Annotated in this window: 13 protein-coding genes, 2 tRNA genes and 1 pseudogene; 15 read left to right on the top strand and 1 reads right to left on the bottom strand. The window is 37.1% G+C overall.

The genetic code is table 11. The features are described 5' to 3' along the window. Positions 1-7: 7 nt before the first annotated feature. The 14 genes from AC1PU0_RS11160 (at position 8) to AC1PU0_RS11095 (ending at position 12,012) form a co-directional block, all read left to right on the top strand. On the top strand, positions 8-2,845 hold the full coding sequence (locus AC1PU0_RS11160) for a BspA family leucine-rich repeat surface protein (RefSeq protein ID WP_206848146.1): 2,838 nt from the start codon (positions 8-10) through the stop codon (positions 2,843-2,845). A gap of 548 nt (positions 2,846-3,393) precedes the next feature. Beyond that, complete coding sequence (locus AC1PU0_RS11155; RefSeq protein WP_206848147.1) at positions 3,394-4,560, top strand: ABC transporter substrate-binding protein; 1,167 nt, start codon at positions 3,394-3,396, stop codon at positions 4,558-4,560. A 116-nt stretch (positions 4,561-4,676) separates the two neighbouring features. Then, complete coding sequence (locus tag AC1PU0_RS11150) at positions 4,677-5,555, top strand: branched-chain amino acid ABC transporter permease (protein ID WP_069655564.1); 879 nt, start codon at positions 4,677-4,679, stop codon at positions 5,553-5,555. 9 nt (positions 5,556-5,564) lie between these two features. Continuing rightward, complete coding sequence (locus AC1PU0_RS11145; protein ID WP_479998329.1) at positions 5,565-6,533, top strand: branched-chain amino acid ABC transporter permease; 969 nt, start codon at positions 5,565-5,567, stop codon at positions 6,531-6,533. Further along, a complete protein-coding gene (locus AC1PU0_RS11140; protein ID WP_111247341.1) occupies positions 6,514-7,290 on the top strand; it encodes an ABC transporter ATP-binding protein in 777 nt (258 codons plus the stop codon). Before AC1PU0_RS11145 ends, AC1PU0_RS11140 begins: the two co-directional genes overlap by 20 nt. Further along, entirely contained in the window at positions 7,290-7,991 is a 702-nt protein-coding gene (locus tag AC1PU0_RS11135) for an ABC transporter ATP-binding protein (protein WP_206848149.1), read from the top strand. The genes AC1PU0_RS11140 and AC1PU0_RS11135 overlap by 1 nt, the downstream gene beginning before the upstream one ends. A 4-nt stretch (positions 7,992-7,995) precedes the next feature. Beyond that, complete coding sequence (locus AC1PU0_RS11130; protein ID WP_069655568.1) at positions 7,996-8,649, top strand: CBS domain-containing protein; 654 nt, start codon at positions 7,996-7,998, stop codon at positions 8,647-8,649. A 243-nt stretch (positions 8,650-8,892) separates the two neighbouring features. Beyond that, the gene (locus AC1PU0_RS11125) at positions 8,893-9,471 is read left to right on the top strand and encodes a hypothetical protein (RefSeq protein WP_069655569.1); all 579 of its coding nucleotides are present in this window, start codon (positions 8,893-8,895) and stop codon (positions 9,469-9,471) included. Position 9,472: 1 nt separating this feature from the next. Then, complete coding sequence (locus AC1PU0_RS11120) at positions 9,473-10,198, top strand: class D sortase (protein ID WP_206848150.1); 726 nt, start codon at positions 9,473-9,475, stop codon at positions 10,196-10,198. An 18-nt stretch (positions 10,199-10,216) separates the two neighbouring features. Next, positions 10,217-11,071 carry a hypothetical protein gene (locus AC1PU0_RS11115; RefSeq protein WP_206848151.1) on the top strand — a complete coding sequence of 285 codons (855 nt, stop codon included), beginning with the start codon at positions 10,217-10,219 and terminating at the stop codon, positions 11,069-11,071. 144 nt (positions 11,072-11,215) lie between these two features. Further along, entirely contained in the window at positions 11,216-11,449 is a 234-nt protein-coding gene (locus AC1PU0_RS11110; protein WP_206848152.1) for a DUF2969 domain-containing protein, read from the top strand. Positions 11,450-11,539: 90 nt separating this feature from the next. After that, a tRNA-Tyr gene (locus tag AC1PU0_RS11105) sits at positions 11,540-11,620 on the top strand. A gap of 10 nt (positions 11,621-11,630) precedes the next feature. Further along, a tRNA-Gln gene (locus tag AC1PU0_RS11100) sits at positions 11,631-11,702 on the top strand. A gap of 124 nt (positions 11,703-11,826) precedes the next feature. Next, positions 11,827-12,012: a hypothetical protein gene (locus AC1PU0_RS11095; RefSeq protein WP_206834051.1), complete on the top strand. Its 186-nt coding sequence runs from the start codon at positions 11,827-11,829 to the stop codon at positions 12,010-12,012. A gap of 76 nt (positions 12,013-12,088) precedes the next feature. Here AC1PU0_RS11095 and AC1PU0_RS11090 read toward each other — a convergent pair whose 3' ends face one another. Next, positions 12,089-12,697 carry a TetR/AcrR family transcriptional regulator gene (locus AC1PU0_RS11090; RefSeq protein WP_069655573.1) on the bottom strand — a complete coding sequence of 203 codons (609 nt, stop codon included), beginning with the start codon at positions 12,695-12,697 and terminating at the stop codon, positions 12,089-12,091. A gap of 191 nt (positions 12,698-12,888) precedes the next feature. Here AC1PU0_RS11090 and AC1PU0_RS11085 point away from each other — a divergent pair. After that, positions 12,889-17,137 (top strand): annotated as a pseudogene (locus AC1PU0_RS11085) (acyl-CoA dehydratase activase-related protein). The last annotated feature ends 131 nt before the right edge of the window (positions 17,138-17,268 follow it).

Genomic DNA, 17,268 nt, shown 5'->3' with positions numbered 1-17,268 from the left:
AAAAAGAATGAAAAAATCAGTAGTTATCAAAGGGTTGATCGTAGGGGCTCTGGGTTTAATTAGCGTTTACGGAACCGCTGCTTTTGCGGAAGAAAGCAACAGCACAGAGGCTATTCCAGAACAAAAATTAAAAGTTACAAAAGATAATGAGCCAACAGCACTTGCCGTGAATGCAGAAAAGAAAGAGTTAAAAGAAGGACAAACACAACAACTAACAGCTGTATTCACGCCAGAAAATAGCACAGCTAATCTTACTTGGACATCCAGTGATGAAGCGTTAGCAACTGTTTCTGAAACAGGAGTAGTTACGGCTCTTAAAGCTGGGACTGTAACGATCATAGCCAAAACAGAAAGTGGATTAAGTGGAGAAGTGGCACTAACCATCAAAGCAAAAGTGGAAGGGACATTTGGTACAGTGCCTTGGGAATGGGATGCAAAGAGCCAGACACTTACCTTTGGAGGTGGAAAACTTCCAAATACTGATTTCAGGTATAATATTAAATATAAAATAGAAGCCCTTAGTATTTTAAATGGGGCTAAAATCAAATGTATAAAATTCACTGAACCAGTTGTAGCTAGTTCTTCAATATATTATATGTTTGCAGAGTTATCTTTTTTAGAAGCAATAGAAGGAGCAACTTTTATTGACACAAGAAACGTGACGGATATGAGAAGCTTGTTTCGTTCTACTTCAAATCTGACAGATATAGATGTGAGTAAATGGGATACGATTAATGTGCGGAATATGAGTGGCATGTTTTATAATGCTGCTAATCTATCAAAATTAGATTTAGACCAATGGAATACAAGTAAAGTAACGGATATGAGTAGCATGTTTTATTATACTTTAAATCTGACAGATATAGATGTAACTGAATGGGATACGATTAATGTGACAAATATGTCTTCAATGTTTTCTAATGCACAAAGCTTAACGAGCTTAAATACAACTAATTGGAATACAAGTAAAGTAACGACTATGGAGTCAATGTTTTATAATAGTTCAAAACTGATAGATATAGATGTAAGCGGCTGGGATACAAGAAATGTGAAGACCATGAATTCAATGTTTTTAGGTGCGTCAAGCTTAACTGGATTGGATATGTCGGAATGGGTCACAGAGAAAGTGACGGACATGTCCTCAATGTTTTCAGGTGCGTCAAGCTTAACAGAATTAGATATGGCAGAATGGGTTACAGGAAAAGTGACGAGCATGTCTTCAATGTTTTATAATGTTTCAAGCTTGAAAACGTTGGACATATCTGGTTGGAATACAGAAAATGTAACGACTATGTCTTCAATGTTTTCTGGTACTACAAAGTTAACTGACTTAGATATCAGTGATTGGAATGTAAATAACGTTCAGTATATGTATAGTATGTTTCAATCAAGTGGTGTAGCAGACTTAAATGTGATCAATTGGGATACGAGTAAAGTACTAAATATGAATTCCATGTTTAGTCAAGCAGCGAATTTGGCTAAATTAGATTTGAGTACTTGGAATACAATCAAAACGACAACTATGACGAACATGTTTGCATACACACCTAATCTCTATGAGTTGAACCTAAGTAATTGGGATACGAGTAATGACACAGCAATAGATAGTATATTTTATAGAGCAGATTCGTTAGATGTATTGATTCTGGGTTCAAATTTTAAGCCTACAACCTCAACTAATTTACCAAGGAAAAAAGTAGAGCCATATACTGGAAGATGGCTCTTAGATTCTTCAGAAGCTGAGAATAGTTATGAAACTAGTGCAAGGTTTATGGCAAATTATGATGGAACGAAACCGGGAAAATACATCCGTGAAATGAAAACAGGTCTTGAGGTAACTGGAATCGAGTTAACACCTTTAGTTTTAAACCTAACCATTTCTGAAGAAAGTCAATTACAAGCAAAAGTCCTTCCAGAAAATGGAACGAATAAAAAGGTTACGTATTCTGTTGCCGACACTTCTATTGCTTCTGTCTCAGAAGAAGGTCTTGTAACTGGGTTAAAACCAGGCATAACAGAAATTACCGCACGAACAGAAGACGGTGGCTTCAAAGCAACAACTACTGTAACTGTTTCTGCAGATAGTTCATTGATTTTAGATCCTTTTTACCTTGGGCTAGATGACTTTATTACGGGGGAAATCGACCCAGCATTAAGTCCTGAAAATGTCCAACTATGGGTCAATGATCAGTTGATTTCCACGACAGAGATCTTTAGTGACGGAATTTTTGAACTAGATACAGAAGAAACAATTACAAAGACAACAGATAAAGTAAAAATTGTTATTTTGGATAGCAAAAATAAAGAAATCGATCGCGGCATGGTCAAGGTTGAAGAAATTGCCTATGAGTTAACAGTAAATGACTATGTTTTATCAGAAGACACAGTCGTTTCAGGCAAGACTGATTATTTCCATACACATGTCTCGTTGATCATCAACGGAAAAGAAATAGAGCGGAAATTATTAACCTCCAACCGTCAATTTTCATTCGATGTAGAAGGGCTAATTGAACAAGAGAGTGATAAAGTTGAAGTTGTAGGGTATCGTTATAGTACAGAAATCACACGTCAAAACGTTACAGTTCAACCCGCTAAGGTGGAAATGGTGTTGGATACCTACAAGCTGGACACGCCCTACGTAACAGGGAAAGTCACTGGTAAATCAGCAAGTAGTGTTCGGTTATATGTCAATCGAAGACGTCAAGAAACAGTGAAAATTGCAGAGGACGGCACATTTAAATTATTAGGAGTAGGGATTCTTTCTCCTACAAATAAAGTGGAAGTAGCAGTGCTAAATGAACAGGGAATTGAAGTATTGCGGACGCCTGTCAGTATTACCCAATAGGAATGGATGACTACGAAGCAATGAAATGGCAGTAAATAATTTTTAGTGTAGAATAGGGATCATCTTGTCGTGCCTTTTGTCAGTTTTGTTATGACAGAAAATGAACGATAAGTTTGATCCCTTATTAAGTTTTCTCCTATACATTACTTTAGATACAGAATGGTGATAAACGATTGCTACTTTTCCTAGAATTTATGAGTAATTGAAATAGATTCTCAAATGAAAGAAAAATAAACGTAAAAATATCGAGAGCTTCAGTTGTAAAATAGAAGAAATAACGCATAATAATTTGAATTATAGGAATTTTCTGAAAATTAATTGACATTTCTTTTATTATTGATTATATTTGTATACATACTTCTTTAATAATTATCTATAGAAAGAAAATTATCCGGCTCTACGAATTCGTTCAGCTTTAAAATCATCTAGCTTTTTGTGGTAGCTCTTCTGGAAAAAGAAAAAGCTGATTGTGGTGACATACATCACATTCTATTTTCCAGTTAGATCTGACCAACACAACAAGCTTTAAAATCAAAGGAGGAAACAAAATGAAGAAATTTAGTTTTTTATTTGCTAGTCTATTTTTACTAGCAGCATGCGGACCAGCAGCTGGTGGGGGCGCAAGCGGTGATGGAAATAAGGTTGAAGGCGATACAATCAAAATAGGGATGAACATGGAACTTTCTGGGGATGTTTCAGCGTACGGGAATGCTGAAAAAGAAGGAATCGCATTGGCAGTTGAAGAAATCAACGAAGCAGGCGGCGTGTTAGGTAAAAAATTAGAGTTGATTGAAAAAGACAACAAATCTGAAAATGGCGAAGCAACGTCAGTAGCAGCCAATTTAACGTCAAAAGATAAAGTTGTTGCAGTCGTTGGACCAGCGACATCTGGTGCGACAAAAGCGACAATTCCAAATATGACCAAAGCAGCAGTTCCGGTGATCACACCTTCGGCTACAGATGACAGCATCACTGTTGTAAACGATAAAGTTCAAGAATACATTTTCAGAGCTTGTTTCCAAGATACGTTCCAAGGAGTCATCTTAGCAAACTTCGCTCAAGATAATTTAAAAGCAAAAAATGTAGTGATCATTGGGGATAATTCAAGTGATTACGCGATTGGTTTAACGAAATCATTTAAAGAGACGTTTAAAGGCAAGATTGCCAAAGAAGAAACATTTACTGCTGGAGACAAAGATTTCCAAGCAATTTTAACAAAAATCAAAGACCTTGATTATGATGCAATCTACATTCCAGGATATTATGCAGAAGCTGGCTTGATCATCAAGCAAGCACGCGAAATGGGCATCGATAAACCCATTTTAGGTGCTGACGGATTTGGCGATGAAAAATTAGTTGAAATCGCTGGAGCAAAAAATGTTTCTGATGTGTATTACACAGGTCACTTCTCAGAAAAAGCACCAGCTACAGACAAAGTAAAACCATTTGTAGAATCATTTAAGAAAAAATACTCTAAACAACCATCTGCTTTTAACGCGTTAGGTTATGATTCTGTTTATATGTTAAAACAAGCGATGGAAGACAAAGATTCAGCTGATTCAAAAGACATCACAGCAGGATTAGCCTCATTAAAAGATTTTGTCGGTGTTACAGGAAAAATGACGATGGACAAAGATCATAATCCTGAAAAATCAGCTGTAGTATTAGGCTTAACAGATGGAAAAGAAACATCTGCGGATGCCGTAAATCCTTAAGTTGAAAAACGATTTATATGTAACTTAAAGAGGGTGAGACAAGGTTCCACGTTTTGTCCCTCCTCTTTTTTCTTTAATCAAACAGTAATTATTCTAAAATATTGGAAGTGATAAACATGGAAGTAGTTATCCAACAACTAGTAAATGGGCTTTTTCTAGGAAGTATTTATGCTCTGTTGGCATTGGGCTATACAATGGTTTACGGGATCATTAAATTGATCAACTTTGCGCATGGTGAAATTTATATGTTGGGCAGTTTTATGGGGTATTTCTTTATTAACAAATTGAATTTGGGCTTTTTCCCAGCGTTGATTCTATCTATGGTAGGTGCTGCTGTAATCGGTGTGGTCATTGAATTTTTAGCATACAGACCGTTAAGAAAATCAACAAGAATTGCGGCTTTGATCACAGCGATTGGGGTTTCCTTTTTACTACAAAACGGGATGATTTATTGGCTAGGTCCTGAAAAAAAATCATTTCCGCAAGCAATTGAATTTAAAAATTATCAATTAGGTTTTATTCAAATCTCAAATATTCAAGTTCTTATTTTAGTTATTTCATTAGTATTGATGATTGCGCTCCAATTGATTGTTAAAAAGACAAAAATGGGTAAAGCAATGCGGGCAGTTTCAGTTGATGCAGATGCGGCCCAATTGATGGGGATCAATGTGAACCGTACGATTTCATTTACCTTTGCTTTAGGCTCTGCTTTAGCGGCGGCAGCGGGCATGCTGATTGGACTTTACTATAATTCGATTGATCCGATGATGGGCGTTGTCCCAGGGCTTAAATCTTTCGTTGCGGCGGTTTTAGGCGGAATTGGGATTATACCAGGAGCGGCACTTGGTGGCTTTGTGATCGGGTTACTAGAAACAATCACGATTGCGCTTGGTTTTTCAGATTATAAAGATGCGGTTGTATATGCATTGTTGATTATTATTTTATTGATTCGTCCTGCTGGAATACTTGGCAAGAATATCAAAGAGAAAGTGTAGGTGGCAAGCATGAAAAAGAATTTAAAATATAATGTTGTTTGGCTTTTAATTGGAGCTCTCGCTTATGCTTTTATTTACACATTATATGTAACAGGTGTGATAACACCCTTTACTGAATATACCTTGATTACTATCGGGATCAACATTATGTTGGCGTTAGGATTGAATTTGATTATTGGTTTTTCAGGTCAGTTTTCATTGGGGCATGCAGGCTTTATGGCGATCGGTGCATACAGTGCAGCGATTATGTCTGTTAAATATCCTACGATGGGCGGTTTTTTTAGCGGAATTTTGTTAGGGATCGTGTTGTCAGGGATCGTGGCATTATTAGTTGGGATTCCAACCTTGAGATTAAAAGGGGATTACTTAGCGATTGCGACATTAGGGATTTCAGAGATTATTCGTATTGTTATTATCAATATGAAAGACATAACCAATGGTCCAGCCGGTATTTTTGGTATTCCACCAATGGTTAACTGGTCAATGGTATTCGGATTTGTGGTGATTGTAACGTTGATCATTGTTAACTTTATTCATAGTGGACCGGGACGCGCGACAATGGCGATCAGAGAAGATGAAATTGCGGCAGAATCGATGGGGGTGAATACGACGAAATATAAAGTCGTTGCCTTTATCATTGGTGCTGTTACAGCAAGTGTGGCAGGTGCGATTTATTCAAGTTATGTTCAAACAATTGCGCCAAAAGATTTTGGTTTCATGAAATCAATCGATATTTTGATCATCGTAGTATTTGGTGGTATCGGTAGTGTCACAGGAACCTTTATTTCAGCGATTGTACTTGGCATTTTGAATATGTTTTTGCAAGATGCAGGGGCTCTTAGAATGATCATTTACGCATTAGCATTGATCATCATCATGATTTTTAAACCAGGTGGCTTACTTGGAACCTGGGAATTTTCAGTCAAAAAAATAGTTAAGAAAAAGGAGGACAAAACAAATGCCTCTATTGAACGTTAGTAATTTAACCAAAAACTTCGGCGGACTCGCTGCTGTTTCCAATGTCAATCTTTCTTTAGAAACAAATGAATTAATTGGATTAATTGGTCCTAATGGCGCTGGAAAGACAACATTATTTAATCTTTTAACTGGTGTTTATGAACCTAGTGAAGGAACAGTAACTCTCGATATTCTAGGGAAAGAACACGTGTTGAATGGCATGAAACCGTATAAAATTGCGGACATGGGGTTAAGCAGGACTTTCCAAAATATCCGCTTATTTAAAGAGTTGACCGTAATGGATAACGTTCTAATTGCGATGAATAGTAAAAACAAAGAAGGAATCCTTTCAAGTATTTTACGCTTACCAACTTTTTATAAAAAAGAAGAGGAGATGGAAAAGAAAGTATTGGAATTACTTGCGATTTTCGGTTTAGAGGGAAAAGTTCAGACGTTAGCTAAAAACCTTCCTTATGGCGAACAAAGACGTTTAGAGATCGTACGAGCTTTGGCGACACAACCGAAAGTATTGTTTTTAGATGAACCAGCTGCAGGGATGAATCCTCAAGAAACGGCAGAATTAACGGAACTCATTAGAAAAATCCAAAAAGAATTTCAAATCACAATTGTTTTGATCGAACATGATATGAGTTTAGTCATGGAGGTTTGTCAACGAATTTATGTGTTAGAGTATGGCAGGATTATTGCTGAAGGCAAACCAGAAGCCATCAAAAACGATCCTCGTGTGATCGAAGCTTACCTTGGAGGTGAACTATAATGCTGACCATTGAAAATTTATCTGTTCATTATGGTGTGATTCAAGCAGTACGTGATGTAAGTTTCAACGTAGAACAAGGAGAAATCGTCTCTTTGATCGGAGCAAACGGTGCGGGTAAAACGACGATTTTAAGAACGATTTCTGGGTTGAATCGACCTTCGAATGGGAGTATTACCTTTGAAGGTCAACCAATCCATAAAATGGTTCCACAAAAGATTGTTGCATCTGGACTGTGTCAAGTACCAGAAGGCCGCCATGTTTTTGCTGGTTTAACGGTTCAAGAGAATCTTGAAATGGGGGCATTTTTACGCAAAGATAGTGATTTAAAAAAAGAGTACGATATGATTTTTGATCGTTTTCCAATTTTAAAAGAACGTAAAAATCAAGATGCGTCAACCTTATCTGGTGGAGAACAACAGATGTTGGCAATGGGCAGAGCACTGATGTCTAAACCAAAATTGCTATTATTAGATGAGCCTTCTATGGGATTAGCACCAATCTTTATTCAAGAAATCTTTAACATCATCCAAGAAATCAACAAACAAGGAACGACTGTTTTATTGATTGAACAAAATGCGAAAATGGCGTTGTCGATTGCCAATCGAGGCTACGTTTTGGAAACGGGTGAAGTTGTTTTAAGCGGACCAGGTAAAGAATTATTAGAAAGTGATGAAGTGAAAAAAGCATATCTAGGAGGTTAATAGCATGAGTGTAAGTGATTTTATGACAAAAAATTTAGTCGTAGCTCAACCAGAAATGAAAATTTTTGATGCGGTTGAGTTGATGAAAATAAATAATATCCATCGCTTGCCTGTAGTCAAAGGAGAGCAAGTGATTGGGTTGATCACGGAAGGAACAATTCAATCGGCGATGCCATCAAAAGCGACAAGTTTAAGTGTCTATGAAGTAAATTATCTTTTAAACAAGACCACAGTTGCAGATATAATGGTGAAAGATGTTCGTGTAATCAATCCTGAAGCCTCTTTGGAAGAGGGGATTTTTCAAATGCGCCAACATAACATCGGAGTATTGCCAGTTGTTGACGGAAATGAGGCACTCGTTGGTATTATAACAAATAATGATATTTTTGATGCGTTTTTAAAAATTACTGGATACAATGATGGCGGTACTAGAATTCAGTTACGTATTCCAGAAGATCACAAAGGAATTTTAGCAGAGATTACCAAATTGTTAGCGGATAATGATTTTAGTATTTTAACGGTTGTTGTAAATCGGAAAGAGTTAGAAACAATTATTGAGTTACAAATAGAAAGCCGCGAGACTCAAAAAATCGAGGGAATTTTGAAAGAAGCCAATTACGACGTTTTTGAAGCAACATTCATCTCAAAAAAAGTATAAAAAGTGAAGAATAGCAAGAATTGGAAGAGTTTTTTTTCTCAAAACAGTTTGACTATTACAGGGGCATATGATAATTTTATATAGTAAAGAACTGGTTTTCAAAACGAAGTCGGAATATTAAAGTGATTTACTCCTTTAATATTCTTTCGCTATGTCCTCTAATCGGTTAGAGGTTGTTGGTAGTATAATTTTTACAGACATTCTGTAATTGATTATAAATATTTAAGATAGGAGGAATGAAAAATGAAAAAAGTTATTGGATTTATTATTGCTTTTGTAGCAACGGTTAGTTTTGCAACAACCGCTTCAGCAGACGGTGCTATTTCAGCAACTGAACAGCCTATCCTTAATGAATTAAACGCTGGTTTAACAATTGGTGGTAAAAAATTCAGTTTTGGTGCAGCAGAGACGAATGCAGCTTCTAATCACTTGAAACGTGTTGATTTAGCACAAGCTCAAGCCGATGAAGCAATTAAGAACATTCAAGCAGCTCGCTCTTTAGTTGAAGGAGTATCTGTCAACACATCAGGCGCTAATTCACTTGGAGATGCGGTTAGATTATTACCAGCTAATGTAATTTCTCAATTACAAAGTTATGTTGTTGCAGCTGGAAATGCTGTAGGCTTGAAAATTACTTTTGGAGCAAACGGCACTTACTCTGCAGTGACTATCACTGATACGAAGGGTGCTCCTGTATACAAAACTGGCGCGCCAGTCAAAAATACTGGATCAAACTATGCATTAAGCGGGATTACTTTTGGCTCATTGATCGTAGCTGCAGCAGGTGCAGTATTTGTGAGCAGAAAGAACAAATTAGCCTAATATGAAACAATTAAAAAGAGTAGGGGCATTTATTTACGTGCCTCTTCTCTTTATGTTTTTTGGCTATCTCATCATTTACATAATTGGTGCACCTGTCATTAACTTCGCGTCATCTGCAGTCGAATTGATTTCTTTAAATGATGCTCCATCTTTTGATCAACAAGGAACGAACCTTTTTGAAAAAAGAAAAGATAAAACAAAAACAGCATCCTCAGACGAAAAATCGACTGAAGCGGATACAACTAAGATGGAAGCATTTGAAAAAGAAGAGCTATCGTCTTCAAATATGGTCTATCCGGTAGGGGGAGATCAATTTGGTGAGGTAGTGATCGATAAAGTCGAAATTAATGAACCATTATATTACGGAGATAGTGAAGATATTTTGCGTTTAGGCGCAGGGCAATACATCGGCAGTATGATTCCAGGGGATCTTGGAACAACATTGATCGGTGGGCATAATCTACCCTCATTTGGGAAAATTTATTACTTAGAACCTGGGGATGAAGTGAACATTCATACTCACTATGGAGATTATACGTATCAAGTAACAGAAGTAAAAGTTGCTGATTATAAAGATCCAGCAGTTTATACAAAATTGGGCGACCACTCAAAAAGATCACTGATCCTTTATACTTGTTATCCATTAGATGCGATTGGTTTAACACCTGAACGTGTTTTTGTTTCAGCAGATTATGTATCTGGACCAATCATCAATGAAAAATCATAAAGGAGGAGAATCAGTCAGATGAAAAATCGTGGTCGTTTAATGAAAGTAATCTCTCGTTTTTTTCTTGCTTTCCTATCATCTGTATTTTTATTCGCGTTTTTGATTCTGTTGACATTGAGACTCACGTTGTTTAGCGAAAACTATATTGCAAAACAAGCAGCAAAAGCAGATTATTATTCAGAACTAACGGAAGAAATCAATCGCCAAATCGAAAACAGCGCTTTAGGAAGTAATATTCCAGAAGGGGTTTTGAATCAGTCGATCAAGCAAGAGTTAGTGAAGACGGATGTGAATGCCTATTTCAAAGCAATGTACAATACAGGCACAAAGTATACTATTTCTAATGAAAAAGAAATCCACGATACGGTATCTAAAGCCATCATAGAATATATGAGAGAAAAAAATATCCAGATAACACCAGAATCAGAACAAGCGGTAACGAAACTTTCCGACAATGCAGTAACAATTTACAAAGGCTACATCGAGTTGCCTTTTTTAGTTTCCTATGGACGGAAAGTGATGAACTATAAATCGACATTAGTTGTTTTTATGGGTGTTTGCGGTGTTTTATGGGTCCTATTAAGTTTCTCTCTCTATTCTTCATTAAGAGGCTATTTCCATCGTTTATTAAGGTATTGGTCCTATATCTGGACGGGCAGCGGCTTAATGATGCTGGTTGTTCCTGCAATTATTTTAATGCAAGGCTTTTTAAAGAAGCTAGGGATTCAATCGAAAGCGATGTATGACTTTATTCAAACCTATTTATCGAGCTTTTTATGGTTGTTTATTATGATTGGCATTCTTTCTATTGTGGCAGGCGTTGTTTGTGGCATACTTAGCGAGAGCAAGAGAAAAGAATTATTTAGTGCTTAAGGCGCAGAAAGACTTTTATGAACACAAGACAAAAGTGTATAGCGTTTCTTTGAAATGAAGCAATAGTGGTGCAAAGCTAATCAGGTTTTGCCCACTTTCTTTTTTTCTCGTAACGTGATACCATAGATAGCTGGAGGGATGAAGATGTCAAAGAAAAATAAAGATATAGAAGTAAAAATAGAAGAAGCAGAAAAAAAAATAAATGGTGAAACCATCACAGTAAGTACCTTAACAATCGGCAAAAAAGAAATTGGGCAAGTCTTAGCACAAGATACAAAAAAATTTGCTGTTGTGATCGATGGACGGAATGAAGCAACCGTGAAAACGCTTGATGAAGCGATTGAATACATCATTCGCCAGTGGAATTTAAACGACTAAAATAAATAACAACTTTTTTTCGAAAAAGGCTTGCTTTTTCTTCAAAAGTTTTGTATTATAACTAAGTCAGGTTTTTTACTAAAACCTTTTGGAGGAATAGCGAAGTGGCTAAACGCGACGGACTGTAAATCCGTTCCTTAGGGTTCAGTGGTTCGAATCCACTTTCCTCCATTTTAACCTTTGGGGTATAGCCAAGCGGTAAGGCAACAGGTTTTGATCCTGTCATGCGTTGGTTCGAATCCAGCTACCCCAGTTTTTGTTAGAACAACTCATATTGAGTTGTTCTTTTTTTGACTAAATAATAGAGATAGTAACTTTTGTTCTCTTTTTTCGAATTATGTGATAAAGTGAATGAAAAAGCATGAGGAGTGTTCGGAATGAATATCAAAGAGAAAATAACTGAAACAGCAGAAAAAGTTTATGACTTAGCACGTGAAGGCAAATATGATGTCAAAGTAAATCTTTTTTCTAAAAAGAAAACGCACGATCAAACAAAAGGTATCCAAGTTGTGTCTGCCCGAGACACTGCTCATACAAAAAAATGGCGTGCGAAAAACCGCTAATAGCGTAGCGAATAAATAATAGCCTGGAACAACCTCGTTTGTGTGTTGTTCTAGGCTATTTTACTTTGGCTGAAAACTATTTATCAATCTCAAGCCCTAAAACAGTCAGGTGGCCGTTTCCAACTAATTTAATAACAAGTCTAGCTAAATGATTAGGAGACATGTCTGTGTCACTTGTGATCCACCAATGAAGCGTTCCTGTAAAGATTGACGTCATATATTCAATGATGAAATCAATCGGTACTTCAATCTCATTTTCCGTGATTTTTAGCTTAGAAAAAATATCTGCGTATTTCTCGTAAATAATATCTGCTAACTTCTTCCGTAATAACTCATTTGAACTACCATCCATGATTGTTAAAAAGAATGTTTTATTTTTTTGAATGTTAATATAAATAGTTGTCAGTAGGGCTTCAATTTGTTTGACTTTGATCCGGTTGCTGACAATAAGCTGTTCTGCATCGATAACAGAGGTGAAGGCATTGATTGCAAAATCAAAAATTTGTTCATAAAGGTCTTGTTTGTCTTTGAAATGAGCATAGAAAGTCGCGCGATTGATCATGGCTTCATCTGCAATGTCTTGGATCGTTATACAGTCATATCCTTTTTCATCTACTAAATGAATGAACGCTTCAATAATCATTTTGTGTGTTCGCATTACCCGAAGGTCGGTTTTCTTTGACATAAAAAATTCCTTTCGAAATAATCAACAATAGTTGGAAGTTTGTTGTTTATCTCACAAATTTGGATGTTTTGCTTGTTGCAATTCCATTAGAATCTTCCTAAAATATACATAAGTATTATATCAGACACCTTGTAGGATAATCAACAAAGTGTTGCGAATAAAAGGGTATGAAATTTAAGGAGATAACACATATGACATTAAGAGCAGGAATAGACGTCGGTTCGACAACTGTGAAATTGGTAATTATTGACGAAGAAAATCATACCAAATTTGCTAAATATGAACGACATTACTCAGATGTAAAAGCAGCAACCGAAAAAGTATTGAATGAAGCGATGACTGAATTGGGTGAAGAAACGCCGATTACCATGACAATTACAGGATCTGGTGGCATGGGGTTGGCAGATGTTTTAAACATTTCGTTTGTTCAAGAAGTGATCGCCTGTACGAAAACAGTAGAGGAAATCATTCCAGAAACCGATGTAGCGATTGAACTAGGTGGTGAAGATGCAAAAATCACCTTTTTTGAAGGAGCATTAGAACAGCGGATGAATGGGAGCTGTGCTGGTGGAACGGGAGCTTTTATTGACCAAATGGCTGTGTTGCTAAAAACAGATGCGAATGGCGTGAATGAACTAGCTAAAAACTATCAAACGATATACCCGATCGCATCAAGATGCGGTGTTTTTGCCAAGACAGATGTTCAACCTTTGATCAACGAAGGAGCCGCTAAAGAGGACATTTCAGCCAGTATTTTTCAAGCAGTAGTCAATCAAACAATTGCAGGACTTGCAGCAGGACGAAAAATCAAAGGGAAAATCGCCTTTTTAGGTGGTCCTCTCTTCTTCATGTCTGAACTTAGAAAACGATTCATTGAAACCTTAGATGTGAAACCAGAAAATATTATTTTTCCAGAAAATCCGCAACTATTTGTAGCGATGGGCGCCGCCATTTATTCGGAAGGGGCTAAATCAACTAGCTTAACAGATTTAATCCACCGTCTGACAAAAGGAGACCAAGAACAATTAAAACCAACCGATACATTAGAACCATTATTTCAAGATGAAGCAGAGCTAAAAGAATTTAGAGTACGTCACGATCAAGCAAAAGCGCAAGAAAAAGCGTTAGCTGATCATCATGGTGTTGCCTTTTTAGGAATCGATGCAGGATCTACAACGACAAAAGTTACGTTGATCGATGAAGAAGGAAACTTATTATTTTCATTTTACGGAAATAATCAAGGACAACCTCTAGAAACGACCATGAAAGTATTGAAAGAATTATACCAACAATTACCAAAAGATGTCTTTGTTGGAAAATCTGCTGTGACCGGATACGGTGAACATTTAATTAAAAATGCGTTGAAAGTTGATATCGGAGAAGTCGAGACTATGGCTCATTACAAAGCGGCAGATCATTTTCAACCAGGTGTTGATTTTATTTTAGATATCGGCGGTCAAGATATGAAGGCGATGACCATTAAAGATGGTGTGTTGTCCTCGATCCAATTGAATGAAGCGTGTTCTTCAGGTTGTGGTTCGTTTATTGAAACGTTTGCCAAATCATTGAACTTTGATGTAAAAGACTTTGCACTTGAAGCGCTAAGTTCTAAAGCACCCGTTGATTTAGGTTCTCGTTGTACGGTGTTCATGAATTCAAAAGTCAAACAAGTTCAAAAAGAAGGCGCTTCTGTTGGGGATATTTCTGCGGGATTATCATACTCCGTAATCAAAAATGCGATTTACAAAGTAATCAAAGTTCGACGTCCAGAAGAATTAGGAAAGAAAATCGTTTGCCAAGGTGGAACGTTTTATAACGAAGCTGTTTTGCGAGCCTTTGAACTGATCAGCGAACGCGAAGTTGTCCGTCCTTCTATTGCAGGTTTGATGGGCGCGTATGGGGCTGCTTTGATTGCATTAGAAAACTACGAATTAGGACAGGAAACAACGATCCTTGGTCTTGAAGAGTTGGATACGTTTACCGCAGATAAAGAGTTTACGCATTGTGGCTTGTGTGAAAATAACTGCATGATGACTGTGACGATTTTTTCTGACGGACGCCAATTTGTGACTGGAAATCGTTGTGAACGTGGCGCTAGAATCAAAGTAAAAAGAGAAGATCGTAGAGTCAATTTGGTTGACTATAAATACCGTAAACTATTTAAATATCATCCGTTAAAAGAAAAAGATGCTATTCATGGCAGAATTGGCATTCCTCGTGTTTTAAATATGTATGAAAATTATCCGTTATGGCATACGTTCTTTACAGATCTTGGATTTCGGGTAGAGTTATCACCACGTTCAAATAAAGAACTTTATGAAAAAGGAATGGAGACGATTCCGAGTGATACAGCTTGTTATCCAGCCAAAATTACGCATGGTCATATTCAAGCTTTGATTGATTCAAACATACCAATGATCTTTTACCCAGGGGTCGTTTTTGAACGGCAAGAATCAGCCGAAGCAGATAATCATTTTAACTGTCCAATCGTACAAAGCTATCCTGATGTTATTCGTAACAATGTAGATGATATTCGCGATGGGAAAGTTGATTATCGTAACCCGTATATTAATTTAGCAAATGAACAATCTGTTGCAAAGGTTTTGAGCGAAACCTTTGCAGACCTAGGAATATCAGCAGAACAAATTACACAAGCATTGCGTCACGGTTATGAAGAGCTAGATTCTTTCAAAGAAGCTATCCGTAACAAAGGGGAAGAAACACTGATAATGCTGAATCAAAAAGGGGAAAAGGGAATTGTTTTATCTGGTCGCCCATATCACTTAGATCCAGAAATCAATCATGGTATTGCGGATGTGATTACACAAGAAGGGTTCCATGTATTGACCGAAGATTGTGTTTCTCATTTAAGTGATGTCGGAAATTTACGTGTTGTGAATCAATGGGTGTATCATTCACGCTTGTATGCTCGGAGCTCGAGTGGTAGCGAAATCGAAGAATCTTGAACTCGTTCAGTTGAATTCATTTGGTTGTGGTTTAGATGCAGTTACAACGGATCAGGTAGAAGAAATCATGGATCAATATGGAAAAATCTATACTGTTTTGAAAATTGATGAAGGATCGAATTTAGGCGCGATTCGTATTCGTTTACGTTCCCTAAAAGCAGCTGTTGGGGAGAGAGAAAAAATGAATTTCGAACCAAAACTTCAACACGAGGAACCAGAAAAAATCATCTTTACGAAAGAAATGAAAAAAACGCATACGCTATTATTACCAATGCTCAGTCCGATTCATCAATCTGGTTTAGTAGATGTCGCTTTACAAGCTTCTGGTTATAATGTTGTTTGTTTACCCGCAGATGATCGAGAAGCTGTAAATGTCGGTCTGAAATATGTGAATAACGATGCCTGTTATCCGGCAATTATTTCGATTGGTCAATTAGTTGAAGCGCTAGAAAGCGGGGAGTACGATTTGGATCATGTCAGTGTTATGATGACACAAACAGGCGGCGGTTGTCGAGCAACGAATTATATCCCATTGTTGAGAAAAGCCCTGAATGATGCAGGCTTTCCGCAAGTCCCTGTGGTTTCTGTTTCGATGGGAAACAAAGGTGTTGAGTCTAATCCTGGCTTTAAATTTACATTACCAATGTTGAAACGTGTAGCTGTAGCCTTTTTGTACGGGGATTTATTTGAACGAGTCGTTTATCGCACACGTCCTTATGAAACACAAGTCGGCATGGTTGACGCCCTTCACGCTAAATGGTTAAAACAAATCGAAAGGAATGTCCGTAATGGTTCATTGACCTTATTCAATCGAAATATGAAAAAAATCATCAAAGAATTCGATGAAATCCCATTGAATGAAGTCAAGAAACCTAAAGTGGGAATCGTTGGTGAAATCTTAGTAAAATATTCGCCTACAGCGAATAATGATATCGTTCGTTTGCTTGAAGCTGAAGGAGCAGAAGCGGTTGTGCCGGATATTGTTGGATTTATGAATTATTCATTATACAATCAAATTTGGAAATACGACAATATGGGCATGTCTAAACAAAGTAAAACCTTAGCTCAATTTGCAATTCGGATCATTGAATATGTGGAAAAACCGATGGACAAAGCATTGAGAAATTCCAAACGTTTTGAGGGGCTGAGCTCTATTCATAAGCTAGCTGAAGAAGCAGGGAAGATTCTGTCAATCGGAAATCATACTGGTGAAGGGTGGTTCTTGACTGGAGAAATGATAGAGTTGCTAAAATCGGACGTGAATAACATCGTGTGTATGCAGCCTTTTGGATGCTTACCGAACCATGTTGTGGGAAAAGGTGTAACGAAAGAGTTGCGACGACAATACCCTAAAGCCAACATTGCACCAATCGATTATGATCCGGGCGTATCATTAGTGAATCAACTGAATCGAATTCGTTTGATGATGGCAACAGCTAATAAGATGATGGAAGAAGAAAACGTTCATTCATAAAATAATTTGAATGAATTGGAGCATTGCCAGGCATTCTGCTTCCATGATTTAGACAAATTCTTTGTGAGTGAGAGATAGCGCGAAATGTTATCTCCCACTCACATTTTCCTTTTCTGTAAGGATAACCTCAA

It is taken from the genome of Enterococcus sp. XAF26B05_ASV22 (assembly GCF_056727285.1).
The sequence above is the reverse complement of the archived record's forward strand: the minus strand, read 5'-3'. Positions and strand labels throughout refer to the sequence as shown.